The 21,829-nt window shown below is 67.0% G+C and carries 1 protein-coding gene; it reads right to left on the reverse strand.

Annotation, left to right across the window (positions count from 1 at the left end; translation table 11 throughout):
* Nucleotides 1-73 precede the first annotated feature (73 nt).
* A complete protein-coding gene (locus CH281_RS11300) occupies nt 74-21,829 on the reverse strand; it encodes a non-ribosomal peptide synthetase (protein ID WP_094694157.1) in 21,756 nt (7,251 codons plus the stop codon).

Below are 21,829 nucleotides of genomic sequence, written 5' to 3' on the forward strand. Positions count from 1 at the left end.
GTCGTGGACGACGCGTCGGCCGATCCGACCGTTCATCGTCCACGACGCGGCGAGCGTTGCAGTTCGCCTCACCTTATCGGGCGGCGGTTCCTATCGACCCGGGCAGACGATGCACCGGAATGTCGACACCGCTCATCTCGGCACCGTCACCTTCGACCGACACGATCGCAACGAGGTCCTCGATGTCCTCGGGTTGCAGTCGATCGACCGCGGCGGCATCTGCTGCGGAGAGGAACGCATGGGTGACCCATTCTGCGGACACGATGTCGGCGGCGTCCTCGGCGGACTCCGCCCGATCGGTCACCAGGGCTGCACCTGCCGTCACGGCGACCACACCGGCCAGAACTGCTGCACCGGAATCGAACCGGGTGGGGACGGCCAGCCGTGAATCGAAGGCCACGGCCCACTCCGCCACTGCGCCCGTCGCCAGTGCAGCGAGTGTTCCGTGGTCGATCGCAATGCCGTTTTCGACCACCACCAACGCTGGGCTGTCGGGTCCCAGAACCGCCGTTCTGTCCGAATACGTGACCGGCCGCCCAGAACTCGCGGCAATGGCGTCGACGACGTCCGGATGTCCGAGGTGGATGGTCGTGGCGGACCCGGCCCAGCTCGGCGCGTCGTCACCGTCCAGGACGAGGACGGACGCGCCTGCCCGCTCCAGAACGTCGGAGGAGTTCGACGGGGCGACCGGAGCCACAGCTCCGCCTGCCTTGGCCACCGCCCACTGCGTCACGACTGCTGCAACAGCGTCGGTGACGAAGACGGCGACGACGACTCCGGTTCGGACGCCACGTTCGATCAGTACCCGAGCCATCCGTGAGGACTGTTCGTCGAGCTGACGGTAGGTGGTCTCGACACCGTCCGACGACAATGCGGGCGCGTCGGGATCTGCGTCCACCGTCGAGGTGAGTACCTGCGGCAGGGTCAGGTCCGACCGAACCGGTGCCGCAGTGGAGTCAGCGGTCTGCGGGGTCTCGGTCAGTGCCGCCCGCTCGGCGGCGTCGAGCACGTCGATGTCGCCGACGACGACCGCTGGTGTTGCCGCCACAGCACCGGCGATGCGTGCGAATCGCTCCGCCAGCGACGCGACCGTGGACTCGTCGAACAGATCGGCGGCATACACCCATTCGACGTTCAGGGTTCCGGTGCCGCTGTTCCCGTCGGCGTGCTGGGTCTCCACCGTGACCTGCAGGTCGAATTTCGCCGTCGGCTCGAAGCCGCTGACGGGTTCGACCACCAGGTTCGGCAGCTCGAAGCGCGCCTCGCCGTGGGGCTCCACCGACAGAACCGTCTGGAACAGCGGGGTGTACCCGGCGTTCCGGTCCGGTGCGATGGTGTCGACGACCCGCTCGAACGGGACGTCCGAATTCGCGAAGGCCCGCAGGTCGGTCTCGCGTAGAGCGGTCAGCAGCTCTGCGAACGTCGCATCCGGGTCCACGTCCGTGCGCAGCGCCAACGTGTTGACGAACATGCCCACCAGTCCGTCGAGCGCCTCGTGCCCGCGCCCGGCGATGGGCGTGCCGACGGCGAAGCTGCGGGAGCCGCTCATCCGCGACAACAGCACCCCGAGGACCGCGTGCAACACCATGAACAGAGTCGCGTTGTTCTCGCGCGCGATCGCGGCAAGCCCGGTGTGTACCGACTCGTCCAGCTCGACACTCACACTGGCTCCACGCAGGTTCGCGGTAGCCGCTCGCGGCCGATCCCACGGCAACGACACGACCGGGGTGATCCCGCTGAGCTCGTCCGCCCAGAAGGCCAACTGCTGCGACAGAATCGACGTGGGGTCGCTGTCCGAGCCCAGCACCTGCCGCTGCCATACCGCAAAGTCCGCGTACTGCACCGTCAGCGGTTCGGGCGTGTAGTCGGTCCCCGACGCGGCAGCGAGGTACGCAGTCATGACGTCACGGGCCAGTGGTGCCATCGATGCGCCGTCTCCGCTGATGTGGTGCATCACGATGACGAAGACGTACTCGTCCGGGCCGAAGCGGAACAGTGCTCCCCGGACCGGGGGTGCGACGGTGACGTCGAAGCCCTCGTAGACGAGTGCGCGAATCCGTCCGGCGGTGTCGGAGTCGTCGGTCGCGTCGATCGGAGTCAGATCGGGTACGACCGATCCGGCGTCGACGAACTCCTGGTACGGCGAACCGTTCGCATCTTCCGGGTAGCGCGTGCGCAGTGCCTCGTGGCGTTCCACGGTGCTGGACACGGCGCTCTGCAGTGCCGCGACATCCAGCTCGCCTCGCAGACGGAGCGCCAGCGGCATGTTGTAGGCCCCGGACTCGGGGTCGAGTCGGTTCAGTACCCACATGCGCTGTTGCGCGAGCGACAACGGAACGGTCTGGCCGGCCGGTCGGCGACGCAGCGGCACATCGTTCGCGTCGTCGATGCGTGATTCGGCGCGCGCGGCGAGTGCCGAGACCGTCGAGGCCTCGAACAGGTCTCGGACGCCGACCTTCTTCCTGAGCGCAGCCGACACCCGTGCCGCCACTCTTGTGGCGATCAGCGAGTTACCACCGAGATCGAAGAAGTCGTCGTCCGATCCGACCCGCTGCACGCCGAGCAGCTCCGCGTAGATCTCCGCCACGATCTCCTCGACCGGCGTTGCGGGAGCACGGAACTCGCGAACCTCGAACACCGGCTCCGGCAGTGCTTTTCGATCCAGCTTGCCGCTGGTGTTCAGCGGGAATTCCGCGAGCACCATCACCGTCGCCGGCACCATGTACTTCGGCAGCGCGCCGCCGACGAAGGTGCGTACCTCGGCCGGGTCCAGCGTTCTACCCGGCGCGGGCACCACGTATCCGACGAGCTGGTCGCCGGCACCGGTGGTCGCCACCACGGCCGTGGCCTGGTTGACGTCGGGATGGGCCAACAGTGCGGTCTCGATCTCACCGAGCTCGATCCGCTGGCCACGGAACTTGACCTGGAAATCGGTGCGGCCGATGTACTCCAGGACGCCTGAAGCGCCCGGCCCCGATCGCCATCGGACGAGGTCTCCGGTGCGATACATGCGCTCGCCGGCAGCCGAGAACGGGTTCGCGACGAAGCGGTCCATCGTCAGGTCGACGCGCCCGAGGTATCCGTCGGCGAGCTGCGTTCCCGCGAGATACAGCTCACCCGCGGTCCCTGCGGCAACCGGATGCAGCCTGCCGTCGAGAACGTAGGCCTGGGTGTTCCATTCCGGCGCCCCGATCGGGACGGTCGCGCCCTCGTCGGCAGACGTCTCCCAGTACGTCACACTCACTGCGGCTTCGGTGGGGCCGTACAGGTTGTGGATCCCGGCAGAGGTGATCGCGCGGAAGTCCGTCACCGTCTCCGGGGGCAGTGCCTCACCCACCACGTAGACGTGTCGCAACGACCGGCACTGCTCCTCGGTGGCGTACGCGGCGAACACCGTGAGCATCGACGGCACGAAGTCCGTGACGGTGACGCCGTGCCGGGCGATGCGCTCCGCGACGTACGCCGGGTCGCGGTGGCCGTCGGGGGTCGCGAGAACGACGCTCGCACCGACCTGGAGTGGGAGGAAGAAGCCCCACAGTGACACGTCGAACGTCGTCGCCGTCTTCTGCAGGTAGACGTCGTTCTCGTCGAGCGAGTACTGGTCGATCATCCACGCCATCTCGTTGACGATCGCGCGGTGCGGCACCGCGACGCCCTTGGGTCGCCCGGTCGACCCGGACGTGAAGATGACGTAGGCGGTGTTCTCCGGGCGTACCGGTGCCAGTCGGTCGGCGTCGGCCACGGCGTCTGCCGGGTAGGACGCGAGATCGAGGGTGTCCAGTTCGAGAATCGGGAACCGGTCCGGCAGTCCCGTCCGATCGTGGCTGGTCGAGAGAACGGCGACCGGCACCGCGGTGTCGAGGATGTACTCGATGCGCTCGGCCGGGTGGTCCGGATCGATGGGTACGTAGGCGCCGCCGGCTTCGAGGACGGCGTACATGCCGACCATCAGGTCGATGCCTCGCCTCATGCCGAGAGCCACGAGCGACTGCGGGCCGACGCCGAGCGAAATCAGGTGTCGGGAAAGACGGTTGACCCGCTCCGAGAACTCGGCGTAGGTCACTGCGGTGCCCTCGTACAGCACGGCCGTGGCGTCCGGGTTCGCCGCAACCCGAGCCCTGAACGGCGCGGTCAGCATGATGCCTGCGTCGACCTCGTGTGCGGTGTCGTTCCAGGTGTCGATCACGCGGGTTCGTTCTTCCGAGCCGAGCAGATCGATATCGCCGACCGCCGCCGTGGTGTCGGAGACGAAGGTCTCGAGAACACCGACCAGCCGGGACAGGATGGATTCCACGTACGCAGCGTCGAACAGATCGCTGATGTACTTGAGCGTGAACGAGATTCGATCCTCGGCCACGACCAACAACGTCAGTGGGTAGTGAGTGTTGTCGTTCGAGCTCACCGACTCGACGGTCATTCCGTCGATCGCTGCCGCCTGCTGCGTCAGCTCGGCTTCGTCCACCGGGTAGGACTCGAAGATGGTGAGGGTGTCGAACAGATTCCCCATTCCGATCGCCCGTTGGATGTCGACGAGTCCCATGTGATGGTGGTCGAGCAGGTCTGCTTGTTCTCCCTGAATCCGGACCAGGTAGTTCTCGACAGTGTCGGCCGGATCGAATCGAACGCGCACCGGGATGGTGTTGATGAACAGGCCGATCATCGACTCGACGCCTGGAAGAGCAGCGGGACGGCCGGAGACCGTGGCACCGAACACGACATCGGTGCGGCCGGTGATGTGTGCGATCAGCAGGCCGTAGGCCGCCTGCACCAGCGTGTTGACGGTGACGCCGAGCCTGCCACCGAGCGCCACGAGCGACGCGGTGGTCTCGGGATCGACGAATCGCTCCGTCTCTGCCGAGCGTGCGGAGATCTCTCGTCCGACACTCGGCGGTGCGACGAACGTCGGCTCCTCGACTCCGGCCAGCGCGGTGGTCCACGCACCGAGAGACACGGCCGGGTCCTGTCGGTTCAGCCATGCCAGGTAGGAGCGATACGAGCGAACCCTCGGCATCGACGAGGTGGAAGCACGAGCGGCGTACAGGTACAACAGTTCCTTCATCACCAACGGCAGAGACCACCCGTCGAGGAGCACGTGATGGTTGGTCATCGCGAGCTTGTAGGTGGTCGGGGTGATTCGCACGAGGACGAAACGCAGCAGTGGTGCAGTGGAGACGTCGAAATGCCGTCGTTGCTCGGCCGCCAGGGCATCGGCGACTGCTGTGCCACGTTCCGGCTCGTCGAGGTGCGACAGGTCCATCGTGGTCCAGGGCAACACGACGTCCTGATGGACGATCTGCACCGTCTCACCGTCGGCGGTCGCGGTGAACGAGGTACGCAGATTGTCGTACCGATCCAGCAGCGTCTGGGCAGCGTGATGCAACCGTTCGGCGTCCACCTCGCCGGCCAGGTCGAGTACGACCTGCATGGTGTAGACGTCGATCGACGCATCGGCGAACAACGCGTGGAACAGCAGTCCTTGCTGCAACGGTGACAGCGACCAGATGTCGGTCAGCTGTGAGTAACGCGCCTCGAACGACGCGATGTCGGCCTGCGACAGCGCCACCAGAGGCACGTCCGACGGGGTCAGGCCACCCGAGCCTGGTGCCTCGGCGTACGTGGCCAGCGCCGTCAACGCCTCGGACCACAGCCCGGCGAGACGCTCGACCGTGTCCGCGGACACGGCTCCGGTCGGGAACGCGAAGCCGGCGCTCAGGACCCCGCCCTCGTCGGTGTCGAGCACGATGGCGTTGATGTCGACGGTCTTGTTCGCGGCCATGTCGGCATCACCGGGCGCGGAGAGCTCACCGTCGGCGGCCGGCAACCAGCCGAGCGACTTCATCTCGTCCGGGACCTCGCCGGCGTCCACCCGGCCCAGGTAGTTGAAGCTGATCTGTCCGGTGCCGAGTTCGGCCAGTTCCGCAGCGGTCTCCGAGTTCAGGTAGCGGAGCAGTCCCCAGCCCATGCCTCGATCGGGCAGCGCCAGCATCTGCTCCTTGACTGCCTTGACTGCATCGCCGAGCTGCGACCCTCCCGCGAACGCAGCATCGACGTCGATTCCGGTCAGGTCGAGGCGCACGGGGAACAGGCTGGTCAGCCAGCCGACAGTACGTCCCAGATCAGCTCCGGGAACCACCGCTTCCTCGCGGCCGTGGCCTTCGAGCTGCACCAGTGTTGCCGGTGCAGTGATGCCGCGCTCGGACCGCAGTCTCGTGACGGCCAGAGCGAGCCCGGCCAGCAACCCGTCGCCCACTCCGCCGCGGAAGATCTCCGGAACGGTGGTCAGCAAGGTGCGCGTGACGTCGGGTGTCAGTTCGATGTTCACCCGTTCGAGCGTCGCCACGACATCGACCGCAGGATCGAAGGGGCGGTTGCCCAGCACGGGGTCCTCGGTGTCGGCGATCGAACGCCACAGCGGCAACTCGGCCAGCCGCGCCTCGCTCGCTGCCGCGTCGACCAGTGCATGGGTCCAACGCCGCATCGAGGTCCCGACCTCGGGGAGGCTCGGGGTCACTCCCCCGGACACCTGAGCCCAGGCCGAGACGAAGTCGGGGACCAGGATTCGCCACGACACTCCGTCGATCACGAGGTGGTGCGCCGCCACGGTCAGCGTGCCCGGCACCTCGGGTCCTCGGTCGATCCAGACGAGGGCGAGCATGCGGCCGGCCGTGGGGTCGAGCGTTCCCACCGCATCGTCGAATACTGTTGCAGCCGAATCGGTATCGGCGCGGGTGAGCAACGCCTCCACATCGACGGCTCCGGTGCCCGCAACCTCGAGGCCCCAGCCGCGGTCGTCGTGCACCAGGGTCGACCGCAGCACGTCGTGTCGATCGACCACTGCGGTCACCGTGGCGAGAATCCCGGCTCGGTCGATACCGAGCGGCAGCTCCAGTGTGACGGCCTGATGGAAGCGTGACCACCCGCCGCCGCGCTCGATCATCGCTACACCGAACGGGGGTAGCGGCAGCCAACCGACACCGCCGCCGTCGAGTTCCTCGAGCACGACCGCGTCATTGCCCTCACCGACGATCACGGCGACCTCGGCGAGACCGGCAACGGTCTTGCGCTCGAACACATCTCGCGGCCCGAACTGAATTCCCCTGGCCTTGGCGCGAGAAACGAGCTGAATCGAGACGATGCTGTCGCCGCCGAGCGCGAAGAACGAATCGTCGACCCCGACGGCGTCGAGGCCGAGGACGTCTGCGAAGACCTCGGCGATGATGCGTTCGGTGTCGGTTGTCGCGGTGCGGAATTCGGCATCGCTGCCGAATTCCGGTTCGGGTAGTGCTCTGCGGTCCAGCTTGCCGTTCGGCCCGAGTGGCAGGGCATCGAGCACGATGAGCCCGGCCGGAACCATGTATTCCGGAACCAGGGTCGCAACCGAGGCGGTGACCGCTGTGGTGTCGATCGTCTCCCCGGCGACAGGAACGACGTAGCCGACCAGGAGTTCACCTGCCGACGGCGTCCGGCGCACGAGAACGACGGCTTGGTCGACCGACGGATCTGCAGTCAACGCAGCTTCGATTTCGCCGAGCTCGATCCGCAGGCCTCGGAGTTTGACCTGGAAGTCGGTGCGGCCGAGGTACTCGAGTTCACCGTCGCGCCTCCAGCGCACCAGGTCTCCGGTGCGATACATCCGCGAGCCGGCACTGCCGTGCGGGTCGGCGACGAACCTGTCGGCAGTCAGGTCCGGGCGGCCGAGGTATCCGCGGGCCAGTTGACGCCCGGCGAGATACAGCTCCCCGGGCACCCCGACGGGAACGGGGTGCAGTCGCGCGTCGAGCACGGTCACCCTCGTGTTCCACACCGGTGCGCCGATGGGAACCGACACGGTGTCCGACGGCAGGACATGGTGATAGGTGACGTCGACAGCGGCCTCGGTCGGGCCGTACAGGTTGTGCAGCTCGGTTGCGGGCAGAGCAGTGCGCAGGGCCGAGGCAACCGATGCAGGCAATGCCTCACCGGAGGCGAACACCGCACGCAGGCCGGTGCAGTTCGACACGCCGTCCGCGGCGGCGAACACGGCCAGCAACGACGGCACGAAGTGCGCGACCGTGACGCCGCGTTCGGCAACGGTGCGCACCAGATATGCCGGATCTCGATGGCCGTCGGGCACCGCGATGACGAGTTCGGCACCGATCTGCAACGGCCAGAACAGCTCCCACACCGACACGTCGAACGTGACCGGCGTCTTCTGCAACACCTTGTCCTGCTCGGTCAGACGGTATTCGGCCTGCATCCACAGCAGACGGTTGACGATGGCCTCGTGGCTGACCGCAACGCCTTTGGGGCGACCGGTGGAGCCGGAGGTGAAGATGACGTACGCGGTGTCCGCCGGTCGCAACGGTGCGGTTCGCTCGGCATCGGTCACCGGTGCCGTGGACAGACCTGTCGTGTCGACGGTGTCGACCAGGATTCTGGCGGCGTCGGTCACGAGATCTGTACCGTCGCGCTCGGTCGTGAGCAGCACCACCGGTGCCGCCGTGTCCAGGATGTAGCCGATTCGTTCGGCCGGTAGATCCGGGTCGACCGGAACGTAGGCACCACCGGCGGCGAGCACGGCGTAGATACCCGTCAGCATGTCGATGGAGCGGCGCATGGCCGTCGCCACCACGGTTTCCGGGCCGACTCCCTCGGCGATGAGCAGACGCGCGAGCGCGTTGACCCGTTCGGAGAATTCGCGGTACGTCACCCGATCGTCGAGGAAGCTCGCGGCGGTGTTGTCCGGGGACTCGACAACTCGGGTCTCGAACAGCGACACCAGAGTTGCGCCGGGATCCACCTCCTGCGCGGTGGCGTTCCAATCCTCGAGGACGCGGGTACGTTCGCCCTCCTCGAGGATGTCGATGTCGCCGACGACCCCGTCCGGTGTGTCGGTCAGCGCGTGCAGTACCCGGACGAGCCGTCGCCCGAGGGAGGCCATGCTGGATTCTTCGAATAGATCTGTGGCGTAGTCGAACTGCACGTCGATTCCGGCGGGAGCATCGCGGTCGTCCGTGTTCTCCCAGAGCGTCACCTGCAGGTCGAATTTCGCGAACGCGCTACCCAGATCGATGCCCTCGACACTCAACCCCGGCAGGGCCAACGTCTGGCGGTTCAGGTTCTGGAACGTCAGCATGACCTGGAAGATCGGGTGGCGAGCCTGTGAGCGGTCCGGGGCCAGCTCGTCGACGAGCCGCTCGAACGGCACGTCGGCGTGCCCGAAGGCTCCCAGGTCGACCTCGCGAACTGCGGCGAGTTGCTCGCGCAACGTTGCCGCGGGGTGCACCGCGGTACGCAGGGCGAGCGTGTTGACGAACATGCCGACGAGCTCGTCCAGATCGGCGTCACCGCGGCCGGCGACCGGGGTCCCGATCGTCACGTCGTCGGTACCCGCCATCGCGCCGAGGAGCACCGCCAGCGCGGTGTGGACCACCATGAAGTTCGTGGCGTTGTTGGCGCGGGCAGCGCGAGCGATGTTCGACTGCAGAGCCTCGTCGATCGAGAAGTTGTATGCCGCACCGCGATACGACGCCACCGCCGGACGCGGCCGGTCGGTCGCGAGGTCGAGCTGTGCCGGGGCACCGGCCAGAGCCGTCGTCCAGTAGGCGAGCTGCTTCGCCAACGGCGAATCGGGGTCGTCCTCGGAACCGAGTACCTCGCGTTGCCACAACGCGTAGTCCGCGTACTGCACCGGAAGTGGTGCCCACTGCGGGTTCTCCCCCGCGGCACGGGCGGTGTAGGCCACCATGACGTCGCGCGTCAGGGGTCCCATCGAGAACCCGTCCGCGGCGATGTGGTGGGCGACGAAGGCCAGTACGTGCTCGGTCTCGCTGACCCGCAGGATCCGGATTCGGACCGGAACAGCTCGGGTCACGTCGAATCCCGCGGACACGAAGTCGCGCAGGGCCTGCTCGATCGAACTCTCGTCGACGTCGTCGACGACAACCGTCACGCCGGCCTCCGCGGTACCGAGCACCACCTGATGGCCTCGTCCGTCGACCTCCGGGTACACGGTGCGCAGAATCTCGTGCCGAGCCAGTACGTCATACACCGCGCTGGTGAGTGCATCGACATCGACACTGCCGGACAACCGAATTGCGACCGGGATGTTGTTCACGGCGGAGGTCGGATCGAATTGGCTCAGGAACCACATGCGCTGCTGGGCCATCGACAGCGGCACCGAGTCCGGTCGCGTCCGAGCCGTCAGTGCCCGGCGCGCACCGGTACCCACCTCGGACTCGATCGCACGTGCGAGCGACTGCACCGTCGGAGACTCGAAGATCGAGCGGACCGGCACCTGAGTATCGAGCGCCGCCCCCAGCCGGGAGACCACCTGGGTAGCGATGAGCGAGTTACCGCCGAGTGCGAAGAAGTCGTCGTCCAGACCCACGCGCTCGACAGCGAGCACCTCGGCGAAGATCGCCGCGACGGCCTCTTCCACCGGATTGGTCGGCGCGCGGAATTCGGCTGTCTCGAACTGCGGTTCGGGGAGCGCCTGTCGATCCAGCTTTCCGTTGACGCCTCGAGGAAGAGCCTCGAGCACGACGAAGGCCGCCGGGATCATGTACGACGGCAGACGTTCGGCGAGTGCAAGACGGATGCCGTCCTGATCCAGCGTCACCCCATCGGCGGGCACGAGATAGGCCACGAGCCGCGCGCCTGATCCCGTGTCCGCGAGAGCGATCACGGCGACGTCGCGAATCTCGTCGAGCGATCCGAGAGCGGCATCGATGTCGCCGAGCTCGATACGGAAACCGCGAATCTTCACCTGGAAGTCGGTGCGCCCGACGTACTCCAGTTCGCCGTCGGCGCGCCAGGATACGAGGTCACCGGTGCGGTACAGACGGCCGCCGGGGGTGAACGGGTCCGCGACGAATCGCTCGGCGCTCAGATCCGGCCGCGCGAAGTACCCGTCGGCCAGCTGCGCACCCGCGAGGTAGAGCTCACCTGCGACGCCGACCGGAACGGGAGCCAGACGCGAATCCAGCACGTAGACACGGGTGTTCCACTCCGGGCCACCGATCGGAACCGTGGTGCCGTCGACGGTCGTCACCCGATGCGAAGTCACCGAGACCGCGGCCTCGGTCGGTCCGTACAGGTTGTCCAGTCGCGCAGCCGAACTGCGCAGCGCGCGCTCGGCCGTGGCGACCGGCAGTGCTTCGCCGATCGCCAGGATCCGCGTCAGGGGTTCGGGCAGGGTGCCCGCCGACGCCGTGACCAGCGCGTCGAGCACGGACGGCACGGTGTGCAGTGTCGTCACCGATTCCCGGTTCATCAGATCGACGAGGTAGGCGGGATCGCGGTGGCCCTCGGCGTCGGCCACGACGATCGCACCACCGGAGACGGTGGCGACCCAGAACTCCCACACGGACAGATCGAAGGTGGCCGCGGTCTTGAGCAGTACTCGGTCGGTGCTGCCCAGTCCGTAATGGGCGCTCTGCCACAGCAGCTGATTGACGATGGCGGCATGACTCACCGCGACACCCTTGGGGCGGCCGGTGGATCCGGACGTGAAGATGACGTACGCGGTGTTCGCAGGCCGCAGCGGCGAGGTGCGCTCACTGTCGGTGACGGGCGCGTCCGAGACCTCTGCGTCGAGCACTCGCGGATCGGTGTCGACCAACAGCACCGGAACCGAGTCGACATCGACACCGTCCCGCGCAGTACTCAGGACCAGAGCGGGAGCAGCTACCTCCAGGATGTAGGCATTGCGGTCCGCCGGCTGATCCGGATCGATGGGCACGTACGCCCCGCCCGCCTTGGCGACGGCATACATCGCGACGAGCAGATCCACCGAGCGCCTGATCGCCAGGGCAACCGTCACCTGCGGGCCGACACCGGCACCGATCAGGACGCGGGCCAACCGGTTGATTCGACGATCGAACTCGCCGTACGACAGTGACTGCCCGGCATGGACCACCGCGACCGCGTCGGGCTGCGCCTGCACCTGTCGATCGAACAGCGATACCAGCGTCTGCGACGCATCGACATCGTGATCGGTGTCGTTCCACGTGTGGACGATCCGGGTGCGTTCCTCGGGCGAGAGCAGCTCGAGATCGCCGACGACGGCCGACGGGTCCGCGGCCACGGCGGCGAGGAGGCGAACGAACCGGTCGGCAAAACCTTCGATCGTGGCGCGATCGAAAAGATCGGTGGCATAACTGAATTCGGCCGACAGTTCCGCGGGCGAGCCGTCCGGGGCGTAGCGATCCGAGATCGACAGTTGCAGATCGGTTTTCGCAGTCACCGCATCCGCCTCGACGGCACTCACCGTCAGACCCGGCAGCTCGAACGTCGACTCGGCAAGGTTCTGGAAGGACAGGCCTACCTGGAACAACGGGTTGCGTGCCGTCGACCGCACCGGGTTCAGCACCTCCACGAGACGCTCGAACGGAACGTCGGAGTGCGCGAACGCGGCCAGGTCCCGCTCTCGGGCCTGAGCGAGCAACTGGCGGAAGGTCATCGACGATTCGACCGACGACCGGAAGACCAGGGTATTGACGAACATACCGATCATCGAGTCCAGAGCCCGCTCACCGCGGCCGGCGATGGGCGTTCCGACCGCGATGTCCTCGGAACCGGACAGGCGTGCGAGCAACACGGCGAATGCCGAGTGCACCACCATGAACAACGTTGCCTGCTCGGTACGTCCGAGTTCGGCGAGAGCAGCGTGCGTGCCGGCGTCGACGGTGAACCGCACGGCATCGCCACGGAAACTCTGCGCCGGCGGGCGCGGGCGATCGGTGGGCAGCACCAGCTGATCCGGCAGCTCGGCGAGCGTATCCTTCCAGAACGACACCTGCTGCGCTGCAACCGAATCATGATCCGACTCGGTACCGAGCACGGTTCGCTGCCACAGCGCGAAATCGACGTACTGCACCTCGAGTGGCTCCCAGTCCGGAGCCGTCCCTGCAGATCTCGCGGTGTATGCGGTCATGACGTCGACGGCCAGCGGGCCCATCGACGCACCGTCGGCCGACACGTGGTGAACGACGAAGGCCAGGACGTGCTCGTTCTCGTCGACGCGAAACACGCGCGCGTCGACCGGCACCTCGGCGGTGACGTCGAAGCCCCGCGCAAAGAACTCGGTCACGGCGGCAACGACGTTCGCACCGGCCACGTCTCGCACGGCGAGGTCCATCGGCACCTCGGACGCCGGCAACACCTGCTGGAACGGGCCCTGTGCAGAGTCCGGGTACCGGGTACGAAGAGACTCGTGGCGCTCGACGACATCGCGCACCGCCGACTGCAGCGCAGCGACGTCGAGCTCACCCGACAACCGCACGGCGAACGGAATGTTGTCCACCGACGACGTCGTGTCGAACTGGTTGAGGAACCAGTACCGCTGCTGCGCAGGCGAGAGCGGCGGGTGCTCGGGACGCGGACCCGCCACGAGTGCAGCTCGTCCCCCCGAACCGACAGCGCTCTCCACGTGCGCCACCAGTGCGGCCACGGTCGAGCTCTCGAACAGCGCCCGCACCGGGACCACCGTGTCCAGGGCCGCGCCGAGCCGCGAGACCACCTGGGTGGCGATCAACGAGTTACCGCCCAGGGCGAAGAAGTCGTCGTCCAGTCCCACTCGCTCGAGGTGCAGGACGTCGGCGAACACTCCGGCGACGATCTCTTCGACCGCGGTGGTGGGTGCGCGGAATTCCCGGGCCTCGAACACGGGCGCGGGAAGCGCGGCGCGATCCAACTTGCCCACCGGGGTCAGTGGAACGGTGTCGAGAACGATGATCGACGACGGGATCATGTAGGCGGGCAATGATTTTCCGACGAAGGCGGTCAGCTCCTCGACGTCGACGACGGAACCACGCGTCGGCAGCACGTAGGACACGAGGGTGGTGACACCCGAGGGCAGTTCGTGTCCGAGTGTGACGGCGAAGTCGACCTCGGGAACAGCGGTGAGCGCGGAGTCGATCTCGCCGAGCTCGATACGGAACCCGCGCACCTTCACCTGGAAGTCGGTGCGGCCGACGAACTGCAGCTGCAGGTCGTCCGTCCATCGCACGACGTCGCCGGTGCGGTACATCCGTGCGCCGTCGATGCCGTACGGGTTGGCCACGAAGCGCTCGGAGGACAGACTCGGCCTACCGAGATAGCCGCGAGCGAGCGCACCGCCCGACAGATACAGGTCACCCGCGACACCGGTCGGAACCGGTTCGAGCCTGGAATCGAGGATGAGCACGGACATGCCGTGAATCGGTCGACCGATGGTGATCGGCTCGCCGGGCGTCAACTCGGCGAAGCTGGAGATGATCGTGGTCTCGGTCGGTCCGTACCCGTTGAAGTACTTCCGGTCCCCTGCCCAGCGGGCGAGCAGTTCGGGAGTGGTCACGTCGCCGCCCACCGAGAGCACCTCGAGCGAATCGATCCCGTGGGGATCCATCGTGCCGAGCACCGCGGGCGTGATGATCGTGTGAGTGACCCTCTCCGCCTTCAACAATTCGGCCAGTTCGGTGCCGCCGAGAATCGATGCGGGTACCACTACCAACGTCGCGCCGACGGAGAACGCCGCCATCCACTCCAGAACCGACGGATCGAAGTTCGGCGAGCAGACGTGGAGGAACCGCGAGGCCGGTTTCAGGTGATAGAGATCGGTTGCTGCGTCGAGGACGCCCCCGAGTCCGGCGTGCGCGACGACGACGCCCTTCGGCTTGCCCGTCGAGCCCGAGGTGTAGATGACGTAGGCGGGGTTCTGGAACGTGACGGGTCGCAGGCGGTCGGCATCGGTGACCGGCTCGGCAGAGCGGGTGCGGACCTCGGCCACGAACTCGTCGTCGTCGACGCTCAGCCAGGTCAGGTCCTGCTGTCCGCCGGCGAGCCGATCCGAGTGTGCCCGGGTGGTCAGGCCCAGTAGGGCCTCGGAGTCCGAGACCATGTGGGCGACGCGATCGACCGGATACGTCGGGTCGACGGGTAGGTGCGCGGCCCCCGATTTCGCCACTGCCCAGACCGCGAGCACCATGAAGTAGGAGCGTTGGAACCCCAGAGCCACAACGGATTCGGGGCCGGCCCCGCGCTCGATGAGCACCCGGGCGAGCTGCGAGGACGTCGCATCGAGTTCGGCGTACGAGATCGAGCGGCCCTCGTAGCGAATCGCGGTCGCCGACGGGTCGAGTGCGGCTCCGGCAGCGAAGATCTCGGCCAGAGTGCCGCCGGCCAACACGTCGTCACCGTGGACGTGGGTGAGCCGGTCGTATTCGTCGTCGTAGAGGATGGACAGATCGCCCACCGGGGTGTTCGGTGTCGCCACGATCGCTTCGAGCAGCCAGCGGAAACGACGCGAGAACACCTCGATCGTGTTCTCGTCGAACAGGTCTCGCGCGTAGAGGAAACCGGCGGACAGACCGGTGCCGTCGGACTTCTCGTGCAGCGTCAGCGACAGGTCGAACTTGGCGGTGTCGACCTCGACGTCGACCGCCGAGACCGTCAGATCGGGTAGGTGGAATTCGCTCGGCGGCAGGTTCTCGAACGCGATCGCGACCTGGAACAGCGGGTGCCTGGCCGTCGTGCGCTCGGGTTCGAGCAGATCGACGAGCCGCTCGAAGGGGATGTCCGCGTGTGCGAATGCATCGAGGTCGACTTCCCGGACGTGGCCGAGGAGGTCGGTGAATCCCTTGCTTCGATCGACCGAGGTACGGAGCACCAGGGTGTTGACGAACATGCCGATCACGTCGTCCAGGACGGCCTCGCCGCGGCCTGCGACGGCGGTACCCACCGCAACGTCGTCCGAGGTGGACATGCGAGCCAGGAACAGCGCGAGAGCACCGTGGAGCACCATGAACAGGGTGGTTCCGGTCGACCGGGCCAGATCGTCGAGCGAGGCACGCAGATCCGCATCGATGTCGAACTGGAACCGCCCGCCCGAGTACGACTGCACCGCAGGACGCGGCCGGTCGTACGGCAGGGTCAGCTCACTGGGCAGGTCCGCCAGGGCCGAACGCCAGTAGTCCGCCTGTGCTGCCATCAGGCTGCTCGGATCCGCGTCGTCGCCGAGCACGGCGCGCTGCCACAGCGCGAAGTCGGCGTACTGCACCGCCAGCGGCGTCCACTGCGGAGCGTCGCCGGCCACACGAGCGAGGTAAGCCGTCATCACGTCGCGGGTCAGCGGTCCCATGGACCACCCGTCTGCGCTGATGTGATGAACCACGACGACCAGCACGTACTCGTCGTCGGTGACCTGGAACAGTTTCGCGCGCAGGGGAATCGACTGGGTGACGTCGAATCCTTCGGAGGCGAACGCGATCAGGTCGGCCACCGCACCGTCGGCGGACGGTGTGGTGGGTGTCAGGTCCGGTGCCACCGATTCGGCAGGCAGGATCACCTGATGCCCCGCTCCGTCCACACTCGGGTAGACGGTGCGGAGTGCTTCGTGCCGGTCGAGAACGTCGACGACCGCTGCGTTCAGGGCCGCAGTGTCGAGTGCTCCGGTGAGCCGGATCGCCACGGGGATGTTGTTGACCGCCGATTCGGGCTCGAATCGGTTGAGGAACCACATCCGCTGCTGGGCGAGAGAGAGAGGAATTCGTTCGGGGCGTTCCTGCGGCACCAGAGGCGCGGAGACTCCGTGGCCGACGTGGCTTTCCAACGCAGCAGCCAAGGCTGCCACCGTGCCTGCCTCGAACATCGTTCGGACGGGCACCGTCGTGCCCAGCTCGGCACCGAGCCGTGCGGCGACCTGAGTGGCGACGAGCGAATTGCCGCCGAGCGCGAAGAAGTCGTCGTCCACACCGACTCGGTCGAGTCCGAGGACCGCGCCGAACACGTTCGCGACGATCTCTTCGACCGGATCGGACGGTGCTCGGTAGGGCGTTGCCTCGAATTCCGGATCGGGCAGCGCTTTTCGATCGAGCTTGCCACTTCCGCCGAGAGGGAACTCGGCCAATTCCACGACGGTGGTCGGCACCATGTACTCGGCCAGACGTCCACGTAGCGCGGTGCGTACCCGGTCCAGATCGACCGGGCCTTCGGTGGGGACGACGTAGGCAACCAGTTGTTCTCGTCGCACGAGCACCACGGCCTGAGCGATCTCGGGAAGATCCAACAGAGCCGATTCGATTTCGCCGAGTTCGATACGGAGACCACGCAACTTCACCTGGAAGTCGGACCGGCCCACGTACTCCAACTCACCGACGGGCAGCCACCGCACCACGTCGCCGGTTCGGTACATCCGAGCACCGTCGACCGCGAACGGATCGGCAACGAAGCGATCCGCGGTCAGATCGGGTCGGCTCACGTATCCCCTGGCGAGCTGGACACCCGAGAGATAGAGCTCTCCCGACACCCCGACCGGAACCGGCCGCAACGACGAATCCAGAACGCGCACATCGGTGTTCCACACCGGTGAACCGATCGGCACCACGGCTGTGTCCGCGTCGGAGACCGCGTGATAGGTCACGTCGACAGCAGCTTCGGTCGGGCCGTACAGGTTGTGCACCGACACCTGTGGGAGTGCGCGGCGCAGCGACTGTGCAGTAGCAGGCGCAAGCGCCTCCCCCGAGGCGAACACCGTACGCAGCGACGCTCCCGCGTCGGGCCTACGCAGCGCCTCCGGTGTGAACACCGACATCATCGACGGCACGAAGTGCACTACCGAGACATGTTCGCGTGCAATGACATCGAGCAGGTACGACGGATCCCGATGACCCTCGGGAACCGCGACGACCACCGATGCGCCGACCTGGAAGGCCCAGAAGAACTCCCACACCGACACGTCGAACGTAGCCGGTGTCTTCTGCAACACCACGTCCTGCGGACCGAGGGGGTACTCGTGCTGCATCCACGACAACCGGTTGACGATCGCCGCGTGCGGTACGCCGACGCCCTTCGGCCGACCCGTCGACCCCGAGGTGAAGATGACGTATGCGAGGTTCTCTGCCCGCAGCGGTGCCGTCCGCTCCGCGTCGGTGACCGGCGCCGACGAGAATTCCGACACGTCCACGGTATCGATGTCGACCGTCTCCACGCCGGGGAACTCGACGTGATCTCGGGTGCTCGAGAGCACCCGTACCGGCGAGGCCGTGCTCACGATGTACTCGTTGCGCTCCGACGGCTGAGCCGGATCGATGGGTACGTACGCAGCACCGGCCTTGACGATCGCGTACATACCGACGAACAACTCGATACTGCGGCCGACTGCGAGACCGACCGTCGAATCGGTCCCGACACCCACCGACAACAGGTACCGCGCCAGGCGGTTCGCGCGCGCATCGAGCTCGGCGTACGTCAGCCGAACGTCCTCGAACACCAGGGCCTGCGCGTCGGGGGTCTGCTCGACGCGACCATCGAACTGCCCCACCAACGTTGTTCCGCTGGTGATCTCGTGCGCCGGTCCCGAACCGAACGTCAGCACCGACTCCCGCTCGACCGAGTCGAGCAGGTCGATTTCTCCGACGGCTGCAGCGGGCGCTGCGGTGATCGCACGAAGAACACGAACGAACCGCTCTCCGAATCGAGCCATCGTCGATTTGTCGAACAGGTCCGCGGCATAGGTCAGGGCGACGGTCAGGCCCGCGGGCTCGGAGCCGGCCGGTGCCGAATCCCACAGCGTCACCTGCAGATCGAACTTGGCCAGGTCTGCCTCGTAGTCGACCGCTGCGATGGTCAGGCCGGGGAGCTCGACCGAGGTTCGATCCAGGTTCTGGAACGTCAACATGACCTGGAACAGCGGGTGGCGTGCCTGCGAGCGCGCCGGGGCCAACACGTCCACCAGACGCTCGAAGGGCACGTCGGCGTGCGAGAACGCAGCGAGGTCCACCTCCCGGATCTCGCGCAGCAGATCGTCGAACGACGTCCGTGGATCGACTTCGGTGCGCAGCACCAGTGTGTTGACGAACATGCCGACGACGTCGTCGAGGGCCGCGTCTCCACGGCCGGCGACCGGCGTACCGATACTGATGTCGTCGGCGGCCGCGAGCTTGGCCAACAGCACGGCCAGCGCGGCGTGCACGACCATGAATGTCGTTGCGTTGTGGTCTCTTCCGAGCTTCTCCAGCGCGCGGACCAGTTCGGCGTCGATCTCGAACGTGTGCGTGCCGCCGTTGGTCGTGGCGACCGCCGGGCGGGGACGGTCGGTGGGTAGCTCCAACTGGTCGGGTGCGCCGCCGAGTCGGTGCCGCCAGTAGTTCTCCTGCGCCGAGATCAGAGATTCCGGATCGTCCTCGCTGCCGAGGACGGCCCTCTGCCACAGCGTGAAGTCGGCGTACTGCACCTCCAGCGGAGTCCACTGTGGTTGCTGCCCGTTGGTGCGCGCCACGTATGCGGCCACCACGTCTCGGGTCAGCGGGCCCATCGAGAATCCGTCGGCCGCGATGTGGTGCACCACGAACGCGAGCACGTGCTCGGTCTCGGCCGTCTCGAGAAGCACCGCCCGGAAGGGCAGCTGTACCGCCAGATCGAAGGGCCTGAGCGCGAACTCGAGCAGCACGGCGGGAACGTCGGCATCGGTTGCCGTCGCGCGCTCCAATTCCACTGCCACCGAATCGGATTCGAGTACTTGTTGGAAGCCGATGCCGTCGTGATCGGGGTAGACCGTCCGCAGCGACTCGTGCCGGTCCAACACGTCGATCAAGGCCGCCTGCAGGGCGGTGAAATCGAGTTCGCCGCTCAACGCGATGGCGACCGGGATGTTGTTGACAGCCGAGTCCGGCTCGAATCGGTTGAGGAACCACATCCGTTGCTGGGCCAGCGACAGTGGCACACGTTCGGGCCGCTGCTGCGCCACCAACGGAGGTCGCGCGTGCGTCGAGCCTGCGGCATCGACGGCCGCGGCGAGTTCGGCGACGGTCGGTGCGTCGAAGAACGACCGCACATCCACTGCTGTGCCCAGTTCCGCGTTGACTCGCGCGATCACGCGGGTCGCGTTGAGCGAGTTTCCGCCGAGGACGAAGAAGTCGTCGTCCACGCCGATACGGTCCATCCCGAGCACCGTCTCGAAAATTGCCACCATGGCCGTCTCGGTGTCGGTGCCCGGGGCTCGGTATTCGCGTACGAGCGAGGCGAAATCGGGCGCAGGCAAGGCTTTTCGGTCCAGCTTGCCGCTGGCGTTCAGCGGGAATTCGTCCAGCACGACGAACACCGACGGCACCATGTACTCGGGCATGCGCCGGCGCACCGCATCGGCCAGGCCGTCGTGATCGATATCGGGCTCGGTGCTCACGACATAGCCGACGAGCTGCTCGCCCAACTGCGCCTGCGAGTGGTCGGCGTGAACGAGTACTGCAGCCTGGGTCACCTGCGGCTCGGCGAGCAGCGCCTGCTCGATCTCGCCGAGTTCGATACGGAGGCCACGCAGTTTGACCTGGAAGTCGGTGCGGCCGATGTACTCGATCTGGCCGTCGGCGCGTCGGCGCACCAGGTCGCCGGTGCGGTACATCCGGTCCCCCGGCTCACCGAACGGGTCGGCGACGAATCGATCGGACGTCAGGTCCGTGCGTCCGAGGTATCCGCGAGCGAGCTGCACGCCCGCGAGATAGAGCTCTCCCTCGACTCCCCGGGGTGAGCGCCGCAGACCCTCGTCGAGCACGTAGAGGTCGGTGTCGTCGACGGCAGCGCCGATCGGTACCGAGCCGTCCTCCACCTGCTGGGTTCGGTAGTACGTGACGTCGACGGCTGCTTCGGTGGGACCGTACAGGTTGTGCAACTCGGCACCGGAGATCGCGTGGAACGCGTTGACGGTTCGCGCCGGCAGCGCCTCACCGGAGGCGAACACCATGCGAAGCGAATCGGCCTGTGCTGCGGTGGGTTCGGCAACGTAGACCGACAGCATCGACGGTACGAAGTGGGTCACCGTCACGCCGTGTTCAGCGATGACGCGGGCGAGATAGGCGGGGTCGCGGTGCCCGTCGGGCTCGGCGATCACCAGTGTCGCGCCGATCTGCAACGGCCAGAAGAACTCCCAGACCGACACGTCGAACGTGAACGGCGTCTTCTGCAAGACGACGTCGGCCGGGGTCATCGTGTATTCCCGCTGCCGCCAGGAAATATTGGCGACGATCGCGCGGTGGCCCACCGCCACGCCCTTCGGCCGCCCGGTCGAACCGGACGTGAAGATGACGTACGCGAGGTCGTCTTCGCCGAGGGTGCCGAGCCGGTCCGCATCGGTGATGCGCCCTGCAGTCACGCCGGAGACGTCGACGGCATCGACGAGCAGAGTCTGCGTGCCGTCCGGCAACTGCGGCAGGTCCTCCGATGTCGTGAGCACCAGAACCGGTCGCGCGGTATCGAGGACGTAGGCGAGTCGATCCACCGGGTGCTCGGGGTCCAACGGAACGTAGGCACCACCGGCTGCCGAGATGGCGTACATACCCACCAGCAGATCGAACGAGCGGCGGATCGACAGCCCCACCGTCGAATCCGGGCCGACTCCCCGCTGGATCAGAACCCGGGCGAGGCGTTCGACCGACTCTGCGAACTCGGAATAGGACCGACTCTCGCCGCCGAACACGAGCGCGGGTGCGTCCGGTGTGCGCTCGGCCTGATCGGCGAACAGGGTGTAGAGGGTGGTTGCCTCGGGTTCGGCCGGGCTCGACGCCGAGTCGTCGTCACCGAGAACCGTCGCGGCATCGGAGACCACCGACGAGACCACGGCGTCGAGACCACCGTCGGTGGCCTCGATAAGGCCGGGAACGGTGTTGGACAGCACGACCGGGACCAGCGCGTCCGGGCCGAGAACCCCACCCATGGCCGTGTCGAGGGTGGTGATCTCCTCGTCCAACCGGGCGTAGGTCAACTCCGTGCCGAGGTGCGCGAGCGCCACGCGGTCCGGTTCGACCGCAGCGACGCTCCGAACCAAGCGCGGAAGGTCCTCGACCGTCAATGCTGCCTCGCGTCGACGTCCAACCGCCAT

Origin of the sequence: Rhodococcus sp. 06-221-2, from assembly GCF_002258365.1 — a bacterium.
Lineage (GTDB): Bacteria > Actinomycetota > Actinomycetes > Mycobacteriales > Mycobacteriaceae > Rhodococcoides > Rhodococcoides fascians.